The sequence below is a fragment of the Streptococcus hongkongensis genome, from assembly GCF_053206145.1.
In genome coordinates this window covers 1-16,024 of sequence record NZ_JBRUGD010000022.1, presented here as the reverse complement: position 1 = coordinate 16,024, position 16,024 = coordinate 1, and the positions used below count along the sequence as shown (strand labels likewise).

15 protein-coding genes and 3 pseudogenes are annotated in these 16,024 nt (G+C 38.2%); 13 read left to right on the top strand and 5 right to left on the bottom strand.

Translation table 11 applies throughout. The features are described 5' to 3' along the window. The 3 genes and pseudogenes from ACVRZD_RS10210 to rpsI all read left to right on the top strand — a co-directional run. Positions 1-152, top strand: a pseudogene (locus ACVRZD_RS10210) (IS30 family transposase); the annotation flags it as partial. Positions 153-364: 212 nt separating this feature from the next. Next, positions 365-811, top strand: coding sequence for a 50S ribosomal protein L13 (gene rplM / locus ACVRZD_RS10205; protein WP_003104162.1), 447 nt, complete (start codon positions 365-367; stop codon positions 809-811). A 20-nt stretch (positions 812-831) separates the two neighbouring features. Continuing rightward, a complete protein-coding gene (gene rpsI, locus ACVRZD_RS10200; RefSeq protein ID WP_003104965.1) occupies positions 832-1,224 on the top strand; it encodes a 30S ribosomal protein S9 in 393 nt (130 codons plus the stop codon). Between the two features lie 143 nt (positions 1,225-1,367). Here the strand turns inward: rpsI and ACVRZD_RS10195 are convergent, their stop codons facing one another. Both ACVRZD_RS10195 and ACVRZD_RS10190 read right to left on the bottom strand, forming a co-directional pair. After that, entirely contained in the window at positions 1,368-2,522 is a 1,155-nt protein-coding gene (locus ACVRZD_RS10195; protein ID WP_037627510.1) for a site-specific integrase, read from the bottom strand. A 54-nt stretch (positions 2,523-2,576) separates the two neighbouring features. Then, a complete protein-coding gene (locus ACVRZD_RS10190; protein ID WP_003046517.1) occupies positions 2,577-3,095 on the bottom strand; it encodes a helix-turn-helix domain-containing protein in 519 nt (172 codons plus the stop codon). Between the two features lie 152 nt (positions 3,096-3,247). Here ACVRZD_RS10190 and ACVRZD_RS10185 point away from each other — a divergent pair, with 152 nt between their 5' ends. From ACVRZD_RS10185 to ACVRZD_RS10140, 10 genes and pseudogenes are all read left to right on the top strand, one after another. Next, complete coding sequence (locus ACVRZD_RS10185; RefSeq protein ID WP_001287945.1) at positions 3,248-3,532, top strand: hypothetical protein; 285 nt, start codon at positions 3,248-3,250, stop codon at positions 3,530-3,532. A gap of 8 nt (positions 3,533-3,540) precedes the next feature. Further along, the gene (locus ACVRZD_RS10180) at positions 3,541-4,365 is read left to right on the top strand and encodes a DnaD domain protein (RefSeq protein ID WP_027973159.1); all 825 of its coding nucleotides are present in this window, start codon (positions 3,541-3,543) and stop codon (positions 4,363-4,365) included. 14 nt (positions 4,366-4,379) lie between these two features. Then, positions 4,380-4,670, top strand: coding sequence for a DUF5962 family protein (locus ACVRZD_RS10175; protein WP_037627507.1), 291 nt, complete (start codon positions 4,380-4,382; stop codon positions 4,668-4,670). Next, positions 4,663-5,025: a plasmid mobilization protein gene (locus tag ACVRZD_RS10170; RefSeq protein WP_037627504.1), complete on the top strand. Its 363-nt coding sequence runs from the start codon at positions 4,663-4,665 to the stop codon at positions 5,023-5,025. The genes ACVRZD_RS10175 and ACVRZD_RS10170 overlap by 8 nt, the downstream gene beginning before the upstream one ends. Further along, positions 5,025-5,381 carry a hypothetical protein gene (locus ACVRZD_RS10165; RefSeq protein WP_037627502.1) on the top strand — a complete coding sequence of 119 codons (357 nt, stop codon included), beginning with the start codon at positions 5,025-5,027 and terminating at the stop codon, positions 5,379-5,381. The genes ACVRZD_RS10170 and ACVRZD_RS10165 overlap by 1 nt, the downstream gene beginning before the upstream one ends. Positions 5,382-5,720: 339 nt before the next feature. Continuing rightward, on the top strand, positions 5,721-7,265 hold the full coding sequence (locus ACVRZD_RS10160) for a type I restriction-modification system subunit M (RefSeq protein ID WP_447450481.1): 1,545 nt from the start codon (positions 5,721-5,723) through the stop codon (positions 7,263-7,265). A gap of 1 nt (position 7,266) precedes the next feature. Then, positions 7,267-9,078 (top strand): restriction endonuclease subunit S, encoded by a 1,812-nt coding sequence (locus ACVRZD_RS10155; protein WP_447450480.1) that lies wholly within the window; start codon positions 7,267-7,269, stop codon positions 9,076-9,078. Positions 9,079-9,096: 18 nt separating this feature from the next. Continuing rightward, positions 9,097-10,191 (top strand): AAA family ATPase, encoded by a 1,095-nt coding sequence (locus ACVRZD_RS10150; RefSeq protein WP_037627498.1) that lies wholly within the window; start codon positions 9,097-9,099, stop codon positions 10,189-10,191. Then, a complete protein-coding gene (locus ACVRZD_RS10145) occupies positions 10,188-13,283 on the top strand; it encodes a type I restriction endonuclease subunit R (protein WP_447450479.1) in 3,096 nt (1,031 codons plus the stop codon). The genes ACVRZD_RS10150 and ACVRZD_RS10145 overlap by 4 nt, the downstream gene beginning before the upstream one ends. A gap of 199 nt (positions 13,284-13,482) precedes the next feature. After that, positions 13,483-14,907 (top strand): annotated as a pseudogene (locus ACVRZD_RS10140) (ATP-binding protein); the annotation flags it as partial. Between the two features lie 105 nt (positions 14,908-15,012). Here the strand turns inward: ACVRZD_RS10140 and ACVRZD_RS10135 are convergent. The 3 genes and pseudogenes from ACVRZD_RS10135 to ACVRZD_RS10125 form a co-directional block, all read right to left on the bottom strand. Then, on the bottom strand, positions 15,013-15,420 hold the full coding sequence (locus ACVRZD_RS10135; RefSeq protein ID WP_037627496.1) for a type II toxin-antitoxin system death-on-curing family toxin: 408 nt from the start codon (positions 15,418-15,420) through the stop codon (positions 15,013-15,015). After that, positions 15,417-15,638, bottom strand: a complete 222-nt coding sequence (locus ACVRZD_RS10130) for an AbrB/MazE/SpoVT family DNA-binding domain-containing protein (RefSeq protein WP_001100856.1) — start codon at positions 15,636-15,638, stop codon at positions 15,417-15,419. Before ACVRZD_RS10130 ends, ACVRZD_RS10135 begins: the two co-directional genes overlap by 4 nt. 76 nt (positions 15,639-15,714) lie before the next feature. Beyond that, a pseudogene (locus ACVRZD_RS10125) lies at positions 15,715-15,846 on the bottom strand (helix-turn-helix domain-containing protein); the annotation flags it as partial. Positions 15,847-16,024: the final 178 nt, after the last annotated feature.

Sequence of the window (16,024 nt, the reverse complement as noted above, 5' to 3'; positions counted from 1 at the left end):
AAAACCATAATAGACTCATTCGCCGCTGGTTACCTAAGGGAAGCAAGAATGCGACCCCAAAACAGGTCGCATTCATTGAAAATTGGATAAATAACTATCCTAAAAAAATACTAGGTTACAAATCTCCAAAAGAGTTTTTCTTGGCTGGCTAACTTGAACTTGTAATTTGCCTTCCAAAAAAGAACGTAAAATAATCCATAAAAGTTATTAAAGCACTTGACTTAAATGGTTATTTTTTGGTATGATATAAGACGGTATTGTTTACCCCATTTGAAAGGCCCCGGAACCTTCCAAATACCTTTGCGTGGGACGGAACACCCACCATAACTGTAAACAAATATTACGAATTCGTATAGGAGAAATCATGAACAAAACAACTTTTATGGCTAAAACTGGCCAAGTTGAACGCAAATGGTACGTTGTTGACGCAACTGATGTGCCACTTGGACGTCTTTCTGCAGTAGTTGCTAGCGTACTTCGCGGAAAAAACAAACCAACATTCACACCTCACACTGATACAGGTGATTTTGTAATTGTTATCAATGCTGAAAAAATCAAATTAACTGGTAAAAAAGCAACTGATAAAATTTACTACACTCACTCAATGTACCCAGGTGGATTGAAACAAATCTCAGCAGGTGAACTACGTTCTAAAAATGCTGTACGTTTGATTGAAAAATCTGTTAAAGGCATGCTTCCACATAACACTCTTGGACGTGCGCAAGGCATGAAATTGAAAGTCTTCGTTGGAGCTGAGCATACACATGCTGCACAACAACCAGAAGTACTTGACATTTCAGGACTTATCTAAGAGGAAAGGAGCATTAAATAATGGCACAAGCACAATATTTAGGTACTGGCCGTCGTAAAAACGCTGTTGCACGCGTACGTTTGGTTCCAGGTACTGGTAAAATCACTGTTAACAAAAAAGATGTTGAAGAATACATCCCACACGCAGACTTACGTCTTGTTATCAACCAACCTTTCGCAGTAACTTCTACAGAAGGTTCATACGACGTTATGGTTAACGTTGTAGGTGGTGGATACGGTGGACAATCAGGTGCGATTCGTCATGGTATCGCTCGAGCATTGTTACAAGTAGACCCAGACTTCCGCGATTCATTAAAACGCGCTGGACTTCTTACACGTGACGCACGTATGGTTGAACGTAAAAAACCAGGTCTTAAAAAAGCCCGCAAGGCATCACAATTCTCAAAACGTTAATATTCAGTTATATCAACGTTTCAGAGCACTTTGCGAAGTTGTCGCAAGGTGCTTTTTTGATGAAAAAAGTGCTTTGGTAATCCTTTTGGTAATCTTTCGAGACTTGGTTTTTGGTCAATATGAGGCTGAGCAATAAATCTAGTTCATTTAGCCTTATTAAGATACTCTGCAAATTTTGTAATTGACTGTTTTTCACCAGCTTTTGTAGCATGGCTATAAGTGTCTAAAGTCATCTGGCTGCTTGCATGGCCTAAGCGTTTAGCAGTATTGACTGGGTCAATTCCCATTTCAATCATCAGGGTTGCGTGAGTGTGTCTAAACCCATGTGGGCTAATCTTTTTAAGATTATGCTTACGTATAATACGTTTTAGAATATTGTTGATATAGTCAGCGTGTAAGGGTTCTATCTCACCATCTCGGTTGCAGTATGTAAACATAAATTCTTTGTCGAGAGAAAGAGGTTGTACTGATAATTGCCACTTTTCTCTGCTAGTTTCCTGTTTCCATTTGTTGAGGATAGAACAGGTTTCATCATCAAGATATATAGAGCGTACAGAGAATGTATTTTTAGTTTCTTTTTCAATGGCATGACCATCTATTCTTCCTAAACTTTTGCTGACTGTTAATAGTTGATTCTCAGAATCAAAATCTTCCCATTTGAGGGCGTAGAGCTCTCCTTTTCGTAACCCACTGTATGCTAGTAATCGAAATAGTGCATAATGTTTATAAGGTTCATTTTCTAAAATGATTGTCAAAAAATGATGCAACTCGTTAACTGTCCAATAGTTCTCACTGACAGTTTTTTTGAGTTTAGGCATAATAACCTTGCTCATAGGATTTCGTTCAATATAATTCATATTAATGGCAAATTCAAATATTTTAGAAGTATAAGATTTGATTTGCTTCATGTTTTTGAATGTCTTGGCTTTGTCAGTGATGAAGGATTGACAGTCTAAAGGACTGATTTTTGAAATTTTCTTTTCTCCAAAAACAGGAAGAATATGTAGGCGATAGAGGTCGGCAGTTTTGACTGCAGTAGTTGCTTCAACAGTATCTTTGTAAGCTTCATACCACCTTTGATAAAGCTCTTGGTAAGTGTAGGTTGTTTGAGCAGTAATATGGACAAAAGTTCCACTATTCAACTGATGATTAACAGCAGTTTCATGAGCTTTGGCAGCTTTGCGCGTCTTGAATCCTCGTTTAGTATAATATTTTTTCTTACCGTAGTCGTTTAGACCAAGGTAAACTTTAACAAAATAGGTGACTCCTTTTGTAGATTGGTACTTGTGTACAGACATAACAGTTCTCCGTTTCTAAGTTTTCGGAGCTTATGTAATTGAGAAACTGTTCGTTTATTTTTTGTGTCGGTCTTCTTGTCTAATTCGGTATTCTTCAGTCTGAATCCAGGTTTGCCAAATTTCTGACTCTCGTTTTAAACTATTCATGTGTTTAGTGAAAGTTTTCATGAATTCTTCCTCATGATTGATCAAGTAGCGCGCTAAAATGCGCCTAAAATCGTCTGAGAAGCCTTCATTTAAGGGCATAGACAAATGAATCTCTCCTAGTTCGATTCCTTTCTTAAGCTTCTCCATATCGCTTTTAAAAGGTGTTACAGAAGTAATTTCAGATGTCTTGAAACTATCAGTGACGATTTTTAAATTTGACGGAGCGTACTTTTCTTCGTCAATTCCAAGGATGTATGCCACTGAGACACCAAAATAATCCGCTAACTTTTGAGCATTCTCTTTTTTAGGTTTTCGTATTCCTTGGTTATAGCTAGATAGTGTTGGGTAGGATATATCTAGCGCTTCACTGATACTTTTTATTTTTTTGCCACTTTCTTCGATAAGTTTAGCTATATTATTAGTCATAGTTACCTCCTAGTTGATATTTTAACACATTTAATACAAAAAGTATAATACCACTTGACAAGGATACAAAAAGTATTTATAATTTAAAATGTATAATAAAATATACAAATTTCGGAGTTTATTTAATTGAGAAACGGAAACGAGGTAATAATATGTCTGAAGAAGCGACTTTAGTTGTTCAACTTCCCAAAGTTTTGGAAAAACAGTTAAGGGCACATTATGATGAAATGGTCTCTACAGCTATTGAAAGAGCGCTAGAGGATAAAGAGCTATATAAACCTATGGTTCGGATGGCAGCCCTTTCTAGGTGGCTTGATGTATCAACGACAACCCTTCAAAAATGGACACGAGAAGGAATGCCTACAATGGTCATTGATGGTGTGACTCTGTACGATAAACGAGCGGTTACACGTTGGTTGAAGCAATATGAAAGATGAGGTAAAGGATGGCTAATAGACGAATGTTGAGTAAAACGGTAGTACAGACACAACGATTTTTACGCCTACCACTTGAAGCGCAGGCGCTTTACTGTCACTTGGTAGTCAATGCAGATGATGATGGTATTGTTGAAGCTTTTCCTGTTATGCGAATGATCAACGCTAATGAGGACAGTTTGAATTTATTAACTCTTAAGCAGTATTTACTCTTGTTAAACAATGAAATGGTTTACTTTATCAAGGATTTCTTTGAGCAGAATACCATCAAAGCAGATCGTTACACACCGAGTAGTCATCGTCAACTTCTTATAGATTATCTGAAGGATAATCAGTTGTTGGAGAATTTAAATTTAGGTCCACGCTTGATTAATTATCTTCAAAATACTAGGCTCCAAGTTGGAGCCAGTCTGGATCCAGATGGGAACCGCAATATAATTAAAGATAAGATAAGTAAAGATAGGATAGGGAAAGATAAGTTAAGTCAAGATAAGATAGGATTAGATAATGATCCAATCTCATCACGACTGACTGATGACATCTGGTTAATGGAAACACTATGGCATCGAGAATTAACCCGACAGGAAAAAGTATTACTAGAAGGATTAACAGTTAGTGATTCTTTATTGCAGTTAGCTATTCACAAAACAGCTGAGCTTGAGCCAAAAAAACAAAACATGAGTTATGTCAAAGGGATACTAATGAATTGGGAAGCTAGAGGGTTTATAACTGCTGACCAAGTGATAGCGTCTGAAAAAGACTACCGTCCATTAGAAATTTCAAATGTGGAAGTATCTGAAGATTTCATAGCAGCTATGGATATATGGAAAGATTAGGAGGATAACTAGTGATGACAGTATATTATCAATTAGAAAATATGTTAGTGGCTGGATTTAAGTCACAAGAGGAGTACGACCGCTATCAGGCTCTCAAGAGAGACTATGAAAGTGAGACGGAGGACTACAGCTTTTCTATTAGAGAAATCACCAATCAGATTGAAATCATTTGTCAGACCTCAGAGAACGATTTTCCGAACTTATCAGAAGCATTAATAATTGATTATTTAGAACTGGTAGGAGAGTTGAAACGATATGATACTAAGCAGGCAGACCGATATTTAAGGATGGTCCGTTATGTCTGAACGTATCAGAACTATTTTAAAGAAGTTTTATGTGACGGAATTGCAGAATGAAGTACTTAATCAACTAGTAAATGATACAGGCTTACAAACATTCTCTAATTACGCTCGTCGGATGCTTTTTAAGGAAACGTCACTCTTTATTCAATTTGATGACTCTCAGTTTGATGAATTGATTTATTCTCTAAGACGTATTCAAAATAATTTAAGGCAATTATCTAAAATAGCAGATCAGTCTCAAGATAGTCAAGTCTACAGAGCTATGGACTATAGCAGAAGGTTAGTTTCACATTATGAAAAGCAGTTAACTCGTTACCACAAGAAAAAGAAACGGAAATTATTATCTAAGGGAGCTTAATGGATAAAAGGAGAATTAGGAACGTAATTAAACAAGTCTTTTTGTCTGAAGAAGAAAATCAAAAACTGTTAGAGAAAATGAAGCAAGATGGGTTTTCAAACTTTTCTCGTTTTGCTAGAAAGCAATTATTAAAACCTGATTTTGAAACTTGGCTAGTTAGTTTTCCAGAATATCAGCTGCTGACTGACAGGTTACTATCTGTTGGTAGATCAATTAATAGCATCGCTAAAAGCGCAACACAGTTTGGAAAAATTTCCCAACAAGATTTGATGGAATTAGGTCAGTTGATGGAGGAACTTGTAGAATTGGTAGAGAAACAAGTGAAGGAAGACAAGCAACGAATAGCTAAGAAGTGATAGTCGTTCAGTCATTTTGGTAGAATAGTTTTAAATAAAACAACAAAAACGCTGATGGTGGTCAGCGTTTTTTAGCATGTAATTGTAAAAAATCCTTGTACGGACAATGTGAGGCACCGTATAAAGTACGGGAAATCACTAAAAATGGAGTTAGGTCTTTGCGAGCTCAGATAGTGTATACACACTATCGCAAAAAATCCACTACCAAAAGTGAGCAGACGACTCCTTTAGGTGATGGATTTTAACACTTGGGGCAAATCCCCAAACCCCTTGAGGAAACGTGTAAGAAGAAGGGAAAAATGATATAATAGAAATATTAAAGACTGTGAGGATTTGAAGATGTCAGAACAAGCACAAAGGCAAGAGTTGCACCGCAAAATCTGGGCAATCGCAGATGATGTCCGTGGTGCGGTAGATGGTTGGGATTTCAAACAATATATTTTGGGAATCCTTTTTTACCGTTTTATCAGTGAAAATTTCAAGACTTATATCGAGGGTGGTGAGGACTTCAACTATGAGGAGATTCCGGATGAAGTAATCACACCTGAGGTTAAGGATGATGCGATTAAGACAAAGGGGTACTTTATTATGCCTGCGCAGCTTTTTTCCAATGTTGTGAAAACAGCTCGTAGTAATGACAACTTAAATACGGAACTCAAGGACATTTTTGATGCCATTGAGGCGAGTGCTACGGGTTATGCCAGTGAAAATGATATTAAAGGTCTTTTTGACGACGTGGACACCAGAAGTAATAAGCTGGGAAGTACCGTCCCAGAGCGTAATGAACGACTAGCCCTTATTCTAGAAGGTATTGCTAGTCTTGACTTTGGGAATTTTGAGGACAACCATATTGACCTTTTTGGGGACGCTTATGAGTACTTGATTTCAAACTATGCTTCCAATGCAGGGAAGTCAGGTGGCGAGTTTTTTACACCACAGAGTGTGTCACGTCTGTTAGCTCGTATCGTCATGCTGGGTAAGGATGAGAAAAATAAAATCAACAAGATTTATGACCCTGCCTGTGGTTCAGGTTCCCTCCTCCTTCAAGCCAAAAAACAATTTACAGAACATATCATTGAGGATGGTTTTTACGGTCAGGAGATTAACATGACCACTTACAACCTGGCACGAATGAACATGTTCCTCCATAATATCAACTACGACAAGTTCAGCATTGAGCGTGGCAATACGCTGCTGGACCCTAAGCATGGTAACGATAAGCCCTTTGATGCTATCGTGTCTAACCCACCTTATTCTATTAAGTGGATTGGTAGTGATGACCCGACGCTGATCAATGATGACCGTTTTGCACCAGCAGGGATTCTGGCACCTAAATCTAAGGCAGATTTTGCCTTTATCATGCATAGCCTTTCTTATTTGTCTAATAAAGGCAGAGCGGCTATTGTGACCTTCCCTGGGATTTTTTATCGTGGTGGTGCGGAGCAAAAAATCCGTAAATATTTGGTAGACGGAAACTTTGTCGAGGCTGTTATCCAGTTGCCTGATAACCTCTTTTTCGGGACATCTATCGCGACCTGTATCCTTATCCTTGCTAAAAATAAGCCAACAACAGATGTTTTCTTTATTGATGCTAGCCAGCAGTTCAAAAAAGAAACCAATAACAATGTCTTGACAGAAGAGAACATCGAGAAAATTCTGGAAAGTGTTGAGCATAAGAATAATGAAGAGTATTTTGCCCAGCTCATTTCTCAAGAAAAAATTGTAGAAGCTGACTACAATCTCACTGTATCTACCTACGTGGAAAAAGAGGATACGCGTGAGAAGATTAATATTGATGTATTAAACAAAGAAATTGCGGAGACCGTGAAAAATATTGACCGCTTACGAGCAGAGATTGATAAGATTGTCGAGGAGTTGAGCTGATATGACCTACATTGATGAAATGATAAAAGAGCTTTGTCCTGACGGAGTAGAGTGGAAAGAGTTGGGAAAGGTCTGTGTTGTAAAAACAGGGCAGTCGGTTAATAAAACATTTATACAGAATAATTCTGGAGATTACCCAGTTATCAATAGTGGGAAACAACCTTTGGGATATGTAGATGTTTTCAATACGGAAGATGATCCAATAGGAATTACTTCTAGGGGAGCAGGAGTTGGCTATGTTTCGTGGAATGAAGGAAAATATTTTAGAGGGAATCTCAATTATTCTGCAACTGTTAAAGACTCGGAGAAGCTGTTACCACGCTATTTGTATTATTTTTTGAAAAATAATTCTAAAAAAATTGAGGAATTATGTACTTTTGATGGTATACCAGCTCTGAACAAGTCTAAGCTAGAAAAACTTAATATTGCTATTCCCCATGAAGATATTCAAAAAGAAATCGTCAAAATACTTGACAAATTCACTGATTATGTTACAGAATTGACCGCAGAATTGACCGCAGAATTGACCTTCCGACAGAAGCAATATTCTTATTTTAGAGATAAACTCCTAAGTTTTGATGATGAAAGTATGGGGGGGGCGAACAATAAGGTTTACACTGTCCAGTGGAAGATGTTGGGGGAGGTGGCGGAGAATTTGGATAGTCAGCGTAAACCAGTAACAAAAGGGAATCGGAGTTCTGGCAACTATCCTTACTATGGAGCTTCTGGAATAGTTGACTATGTGGATGATTATATTTTTGATGGTGATTATTTATTGGTTTCGGAAGATGGAGCCAATCTAATTGCTAGAAAAACACCTATTGCATTTTCTATTTCTGGTAAGTCGTGGGTAAATAATCATGCTCATATTTTAAGGTTTGATGATGCTATTGATCAAAAGTATGTGGGCTATTATCTTAATTATATTGATTTAACTCCATATATTTCAGGAGCTGCCCAGCCTAAATTGAATCAGCAGAATTTGAATAGTATTAAAATTCCTTATCCCAATCAATCGATTAGGAATAAAATCGTCCAAGTCCTGGACAATTTCGATACAGTTTGTAACGACCTCAACATCGGACTGCCCAAGGAGATTGAACTTCGGCAGAAACAATACGAGTATTTCCGAGATAAGCTCTTGACCTTCGCCGCCGCAGGCGTGTATACTGACAGTACAGTACAGTACAGACAAGACCTGATTAGGCTCTTGACCTGGGTCTTTGGCCCAATCCGAGTGGAGTTGGGAGCTGTTTGTGACTTTACGCGTGGCAATAATCTTCAGAAGAAGGATTTCACGACGGAAGGCTACCCAGTCATTCATTACGGACAAATCTACACCAAGTATGGATTTTCAACAAGCGAAACCATTTCCTACACCAGCCTTGCTGTTTTTGAAAAATTGAAGAAAGCCCAGCCAAATGATATTGTCATGGCAACGACTTCTGAAAATATAGAAGATGTTGGAAAGGCGGTTGTTTGGGAAGGTGGCGAGGAGATTGGTATTTCAGGAGATGCTTATATCGTGAGTACCAGTCAAAATGCTCGTTATTTGAATTATTTCTTCAAATCAGTCCATTTCCAAATCCAGAAGGAGAAAAAGGTTACGGGGACAAAGGTTATCCGTATCAACTCGAAAGACATGGAGAAATTCATCATCACCCTCCCACCGCTCGATAGACAAGCCAAAATCGTTTCCATACTAGACAAGTTCGATGAGCTGACGACCTCCCTCACTCAGGGATTGCCAAGGGAAATCCAGCAACGTCAAAAGCAATATGCCTATTTCAGGGATAGGTTGTTGCAATTTTAAACAAAGAGGTGACACCTTATGGGAAAAAGGTTGGCAGACATTGCTCTGGAGCTGAAGGAGTCAGATAAGAAGGTTCATCTGATTTATGCCTTCAATGGAACAGGAAAAACACGATTGTCTAAAGAATTTACTAAACTTGTTACACCTGATGAAGATGAACTGACAAGGCAAAAAATTCTCTATTATAATGCTTTTACAGAAGACTTGTTTTATTGGGATAATGAGGCAATTGCCTTGAAAATTTGGAATAACTATTTTATGGATTGGATTCTAATAGAGCAAGGACAAGATGGAAATATTATTAAGAATTTTCAACAATACACAAATGATAAGCTGATGCCTAACTTTAACTTCTCAGATAGAAGTGTTACCTTCTCTATTGAACGTGGTAATGAGGAGATTGCAGAATCCATTAAGTTATCCAAAGGAGAAGAAAGCAATTTTATTTGGTCGATATTTTACACGCTATTAGAGCTAGTAATTAGTGAGCTGAAAATTCCAGAATTAGATGAAAGAAGCACATCCGATTTTAATCAGTTGAAGTATGTATTTATTGATGATCCCGTTTCATCTTTGGATGATAATCATTTGATCGAAGTTGCGTCTAATTTAGCTTCCTTAATTAAAGAGAGCAATAAGGAGAATTTAGGATTGCAATTTATCATCACGACTCATAACCCCTTATTCTATAATGTTTTACACAATGAATTTGGAAATGCTAATAAGTTTAGACTAGAAAAATTGGAAGATGGTACCTATGAACTGCACGCACAAAGAAATGATTCACCATTTTCTTATCACATGTTTTTGAGAAATGAACTGAGAACAGCAATAAATGAAAACAGAATTCAAAAATATCATTTTAATTTTTTGAGAAATCTTTTTGAAAAAACTGCGACGTTTTTAGGGTACATGGATTGGAAAGATTTGTTACCGCGTGAAGCAGACGATGAAACAAAATTGAGCTATGCAAAAAGAATCTTAGATATTTCAAGTCACTCGCAGTATTCGGGAGAAGAAGTTTCTAGTCTCAATCCTAGAGAGAAACAGATGTTAATTTATCTGTTTGAAAGTTTTGATAATACCCACCAATTCAATAAGGAGCACCTATGACAAGTACCTTTCAAACCACACCCATTGTCGAAACCAACAATTTCATCGTTTTAGACAAATACACTAAAATTACCCAGCCCAGCACCTATCAGACGGAAGCAGACTTGGAGCGAGAGCTGGTTAGTGATTTGCGGCAGCAGGGATACGAGTACCTCAACAATCTGACGACCCCAGAAGCTCTCTTAGATAACCTAAAGACCCAGATGGAAGCCCTTAACGGCGTTGTTTTTTCTGAGGCAGAATGGCTACGTTTTTTAGAGGAGTACCTCAATAAGCCTAGTGATGGTTTGATTGACCGCACCCGAAAGCTCCACGATAACCACATCTACGACTTTATCTTTGACGATGGGCATATCCAAAATATTTATCTCTGGGATAAGAAAAATATCAGTCGAAATAAGCTTCAGGTTATTAACCAAATGTCTCAAGTTGGGACTTCAAGTAATCGTTATGATGTGAGCATTTTGGTCAATGGGCTACCCTTAGTACAAATTGAGCTTAAAAAGCGTGGGGTGGCTATTCGTGAGGCTTTTAATCAGGTTCACCGTTACAGCAAGGAGAGTTTCAATGAAGAAAATTCACTCTTCAAGTATCTCCAGATTTTTGTCATTTCAAATGGGACGGATACTCGCTATTTTGCCAATACCACAAAGCGGGAGAAAAATTCTTTTGACTTTACCATGAATTGGGCACTGAAAAATAATGATCCTATTAAGGATTTGAAGGATTTTACAGCGACCTTTTTCAGTCAGCAGACACTTTTAAACGTTCTCATCAATTATTCAGTTTTTGATACCAGTGATACCCTCCTTATCATGCGTCCCTATCAGATTGCGGCGACGGAGCGGATTATTTGGAAGATTCGCTCGGCCATTGACAGCAAACTCAAGAGTGGTCCTGAGACTGGCGGTTATATCTGGCATACTACGGGGTCTGGTAAGACCTTGACCAGTTTTAAGGCGGCGAGACTGGCGACTGAGATGGATAAAGTGGACAAGGTTTTCTTTGTGGTTGATAGGAAAGACTTGGACTACCAGACTATGAAAGAATACCAGCGTTTTTCACCTGACTCAGTTAATGGGTCAAATAGCACAGCTGGACTTAAACGCAATATAGAAAAAGATGACAATAAGATTGTGGTTACGACAATTCAAAAGCTCAATAACTTTATGTCTAGTGAAGCAGAGCATGAGATTTACAACAAGCAAGTGGTTTTTATCTTTGACGAATGCCACCGTTCCCAGTTTGGCGAGGCTCAAAAGCGCTTAAAACAAAAGTTTAAGAAGTATTGTCAGTTTGGTTTTACAGGGACGCCGATTAAAGTTGAAAATGCTTTAGGCAGTGAGACGACGGCTTCTGTATTTGGTCGGGAACTTCATGCATACGTCATTACCGATGCTATCCGCGACCAAAAGGTGTTGAAATTTAAGGTGGATTACAATGATGTTCGTCCACAGTTTAAGTCGTTGGAAACTGAGCAAGATTTAGGGAAATTATCTGCTGCTGAAAATAAAAAAGCCCTACTTCATCCAACACGGATTACAGAGATTTCGGCTTATATTTTAGAACATTTTAATCAAAAGACACATAGACAAAACGGTAAAGGATTTAACGCTATGTTTGCCGTGTCAAGTGTCGAGGCGGCCAAGGCTTACTACCAAGAGTTGCAAGACCAACAAGCTGGAAAAGATAAACCATTGAAGATTGCAACCATCTTCTCTTATGCAGCAAATGAGGAGCAGGCTGCGATTGGGGAGATTGATGACGAGACTTTCAGCCCTGCTGACTTGGCAGATATTAGTAGTAAGGAATTTTTGAGTGGAGCGATTTCCGATTATAATCGCCTGTTTCAGACCAACTTTAGTATCAATGGCAATGAGTTTCAAAACTATTACCGTGATTTAGCTAAGCGAGTCAAGTCTGGAGAAGTGGATTTGCTGATTGTCGTCGGTATGTTTTTGACTGGTTTTGATGCTCCAACCTTGAATACACTTTTTGTGGATAAAAACCTACGCTATCATGGACTTATTCAGGCTTTTTCTCGAACCAATCGGATTTACAATGCGACTAAGACGTTTGGAAATATCGTCACCTTTCGTGATTTGGAGAAGGCAACGACAGATGCGATTAAGCTTTTTGGCAAGACTGAGACGGCTGATATTCTGTTGGAGCGCTCTTACGACGACTACATGACTGGCTATATTGAGGCTGGTCAAGAGCAAAAAGGGTATTTGGAAGTCGTTAAAGAATTGCAGGAAAAATTCCCGGATCCTGCGACGATTAGTAAAGAAAGTGATAAGAAAGAATTTGTGACCCTATTTGGTCAGTTCTTGCGTTTGGATAATATCTTGCAGAACTATGATGATTTCATGAGTTTGCAGGCTTTGCAAGAGTTAGATGTTACAGACGCAGAGGCTGTGGCAGAGTTCAAAGAACGTTTTCATCTGAACGACGAAGCTGTTGCGGAACTTTCTAAAATGGACATCCCAAGTATTCGTGAGATTCAAGATTATCGCTCTACTTACAATGATATCAAGTCCTGGTATGACAATGAGAGGCGGAATCAGCAGAATAGCGATTCCGAAATCGATTGGGATGCGGTTGTCTTTGAAGTAGAGTTGTTGAAGTCACAGGAAATCAATCTGGACTATATTCTGGAATTGATTTTTGAAACCAACCAAAAGGTATCCGATAAGGATCAACTCATTGAAGAAATTACTCGAACTATCCGTGCTAGTCTGGGTCAGAGAGCTAAGGAAAGCTTGATTGTGGATTTTATCAATGCCAGCGACTTGGACAGTTTTTCCGAGAAGTCAGATATTTTAGAACAATTTTATACATTTGCCCGCCAAAAACAAAAAGAAGCAGTAGCTAATTTGATTGAGACAGAGGGGCTGAATGCCGAGAGTGCAAGCCGATATATTCAGATGTCGCTCAAACGAGAGTACGCTAGTGAAAATGGTAATGCTCTCAATGAAGCACTTCCTAAGATGAGTCCCCTCAATCCACAATATCGTACCAAAAAGCAGACGGTATTTGAAAAAATTGTGGATTTGGTGGAGCGATTTAAGGGAATTGGTGGAGAAATTTAACCATTATTATTTCTTCTGGACATAAGAAGAGACAAACTTTACATTAGAGGTTGATATTTTAAGAAATATCAAAGGTATTATATCAGTAGTATAAAAAGCTGACTTATCATTTATTTGGAGATGACAGTTGTTCCAAAAACGTGATGCTTAATATCGAAAAGGAGGATTAAACTTGGAAAATAAAAGGGATTTAATTTAAACCCTATCCCACTACCAATTCTCACTCGAAAGCCAACATTTAGACAGGAAATCCGCCCGAAAGAAACCGTCTGAACTGCTTAAACACCTGATTGCCTTTGCTAATGCAGATGGTGGCCAGCTGGTCATCGGTATTGAGGACGACAAGCAGAATAACATCATTACTGGCTTCAAAGATGGCAGAGCCTATCCCATTGATGAGTTCAAAAAAATTGACCGTGAGATGCGTGACACTCCTTTGGATTTATCTTTTGAAGAAATCCCTGTCGTTAATCACAAGGGTGAGGAAGACTTTATTTTGGTCATCTCAGTTGAATTGTCATCAAACCGAGTGATTGCTGCGCCTAATGATGAGGTTTACCTGCGTCAGGGTGATGAGACAGTTAAGCTCAGTTATGAACAACGAACTCAACTCAGCTATGATAAAGGACAACGTTTCTTTGAGGATGAAGTTGTGGCTGACGCAACCTTGGAAGACATTGATGATGACCTGGTTCAGGATTTCAAGAATCGATTTGACATTGCAGACCGTTCTACAGAAGAAATTCTCAAAGCTCGGCGTTTTCTGGTCAATGGAAAATTGACCAAGGCTGCTATCTTGCTTTTTGGTAAATACCCATCAGCTTTCTTCCCTCAAGCTCGTGTTCGTTTTCAGCGGTTTGATGGCACGGACATGGGGACAGGTAGTAGCTTTAATGTCATTAAGGAAGTGACCTTTGATGATGCTCTGCCAAGCCTGATTATCAAGGCTCGTGATTTTATTCGTACCCAGCTACGTGAGTTCCAATATCTAGATGACAATGGGCAATTCCAAATTTTGCCTGAGTATCCTGAATTTGCCTGGTTTGAAGGTGTTGTCAATGCTGTTACTCACCGTGATTACTCTGTCTATGGCGACCATATTCGTGTGCTTATGTTTGATGATCGACTGGAGATACATAGCCCAGGGAGATTGCCAAATATCGTCACCGTTGACAATATTAAGCATGAACGTTTTTCAAGAAATCCTCGGATTGCCAGAACCCTGACAGAGTTTGGCTGGGTCCGTGAGATGAATGAAGGTGTTAAACGGATTTACTCAGAGATGGAATCAGCCTTTCTCCATGAACCAAAATACTCAGAGCCTGGAAATAAGGTGGTTCTGACGCTTGAAAATAATATTGTCAGTCGCCATCTCCGTACACGCGACAACCTAGAAAAACAGTTCTCTGATTTTGGAGACCTCAATGCCGATGAGCAATTGCTGGTTCACTACATGTATAATTCTGGCGAGAAGATGACAACTGCAAAAGCCATTGAACTGACAGGAAGAAGTCGTAAGTTTATTGTAAAAACGATGAAAAAATTACAAGAATTGGGTATGGTTGACTGGTATGGTGCCAATAAAAATGACAGAAATCAATACTATACTTTAACGAAAAATTAGCCTATCCTCTAAGAGATAGGATACAGTAGGATACAGTAGGATATAGTAGGATACATTAGAACATAAAAAGTGGTCTTCAACGAAAGGTTGATAACCACTTTTTAATTATAATTTTGTTATGTTTCCATCTTGCTTGAGGAAGTGAATAATTGCTTTCTTTAAATCTTCAAAATCTCCTTGAAAGGTAGCAATTTCAACTGTCTTTTCAAGTCCATCCTGTAGGGAAAGATTGGATTGGTAACCATTCATTGCTAGAAATATATGCAAGGCAAGAACAGCAGTTCGTTTATTAGCATTATAAAAAGGATGTTTTTTAATCAAATTTATCCAGATAATAGCAGCTTTACTGTAGATATCTGGATAGAGAACTTTTCCGAAAATCTCTTGTTTAGGCTGTTCAACAATCATTTGAAGACTGTTTGGATCAGCAATGCCAACAGGTTCATTAGGAGAATATTTACCAATAACCATGACATTGATTTTGATAATATCTTCAGCAGTTAGGTACCTCATCTATCCACCAATTCTTTCAAAAGCTCATCGTATTGGTTCATGGCTTTTTCTAGTTCCTTATCAAAATCAAATTTTGGCTCAGCTTTACGAATGATGACGTTATTTCCTGAAGTGACGAATTCAATTTCTTCTCCAATTTCTGCTCCAAGAGTTTCTTTAATTTTATTGGGGATTGTAATGACAGTACTATTTCCTGTTTTTCTCAAGATAACATTCATGGTTCTACCTCCGTTTGTATATACATTATAAAATGAACTTACAAAAAAGTAAAGTGAATACACATTGTTTCTCAATAATAGCGACCATTTCGTTATAGATAAACCGACTAGCATCGCTATTTAGCTTGATAATCTGCTTTTGCTTATCGCTCGGATAAATTCGCACTTTGAGTCCGTAATGATATTTCATTTTTGCCATTGACTTCACTATATCCACCTCCTTTAGTTGGTATAATAGCATTATACTATTAGACAATGAGGTTCTGTTGCAAAGTTTTAAATCTACTATCAAATAAGGTAGAATAATAGAAAAAGATAGCAGGAGGAATGACGATGAATCATTTTAAAGGAAAGCAATTTCAGCAGGATGTGATTATTGTAGCCGT

Excerpts from the sequence above, each read along its gene's own strand:
- ACVRZD_RS10145 (WP_447450479.1), top strand. The coding sequence starts at position 10,188 with ATGACAAGTACCTTTCAAACCACACCCATTGTCGAAACCAACAATTTC.
- rpsI (WP_003104965.1), top strand. The coding sequence starts at position 832 with ATGGCACAAGCACAATATTTAGGTACTGGCCGTCGTAAAAACGCTGTT.
- ACVRZD_RS10135 (WP_037627496.1), bottom strand. The coding sequence starts at position 15,420 with ATGAGGTACCTAACTGCTGAAGATATTATCAAAATCAATGTCATGGTT.
- rplM (WP_003104162.1), top strand. The coding sequence starts at position 365 with ATGAACAAAACAACTTTTATGGCTAAAACTGGCCAAGTTGAACGCAAA.
- ACVRZD_RS10160 (WP_447450481.1), top strand. The coding sequence starts at position 5,721 with ATGTCAGAACAAGCACAAAGGCAAGAGTTGCACCGCAAAATCTGGGCA.
- ACVRZD_RS10150 (WP_037627498.1), top strand. The coding sequence starts at position 9,097 with ATGGGAAAAAGGTTGGCAGACATTGCTCTGGAGCTGAAGGAGTCAGAT.
- ACVRZD_RS10175 (WP_037627507.1), top strand. The coding sequence starts at position 4,380 with ATGACAGTATATTATCAATTAGAAAATATGTTAGTGGCTGGATTTAAG.
- ACVRZD_RS10190 (WP_003046517.1), bottom strand. The coding sequence starts at position 3,095 with ATGACTAATAATATAGCTAAACTTATCGAAGAAAGTGGCAAAAAAATA.
- ACVRZD_RS10165 (WP_037627502.1), top strand. The coding sequence starts at position 5,025 with ATGGATAAAAGGAGAATTAGGAACGTAATTAAACAAGTCTTTTTGTCT.
- ACVRZD_RS10185 (WP_001287945.1), top strand. The coding sequence starts at position 3,248 with ATGTCTGAAGAAGCGACTTTAGTTGTTCAACTTCCCAAAGTTTTGGAA.
- ACVRZD_RS10195 (WP_037627510.1), bottom strand. The coding sequence starts at position 2,522 with ATGTCTGTACACAAGTACCAATCTACAAAAGGAGTCACCTATTTTGTT.
- ACVRZD_RS10130 (WP_001100856.1), bottom strand. The coding sequence starts at position 15,638 with ATGAATGTTATCTTGAGAAAAACAGGAAATAGTACTGTCATTACAATC.
- ACVRZD_RS10170 (WP_037627504.1), top strand. The coding sequence starts at position 4,663 with ATGTCTGAACGTATCAGAACTATTTTAAAGAAGTTTTATGTGACGGAA.
- ACVRZD_RS10155 (WP_447450480.1), top strand. The coding sequence starts at position 7,267 with ATGACCTACATTGATGAAATGATAAAAGAGCTTTGTCCTGACGGAGTA.
- ACVRZD_RS10180 (WP_027973159.1), top strand. The coding sequence starts at position 3,541 with ATGGCTAATAGACGAATGTTGAGTAAAACGGTAGTACAGACACAACGA.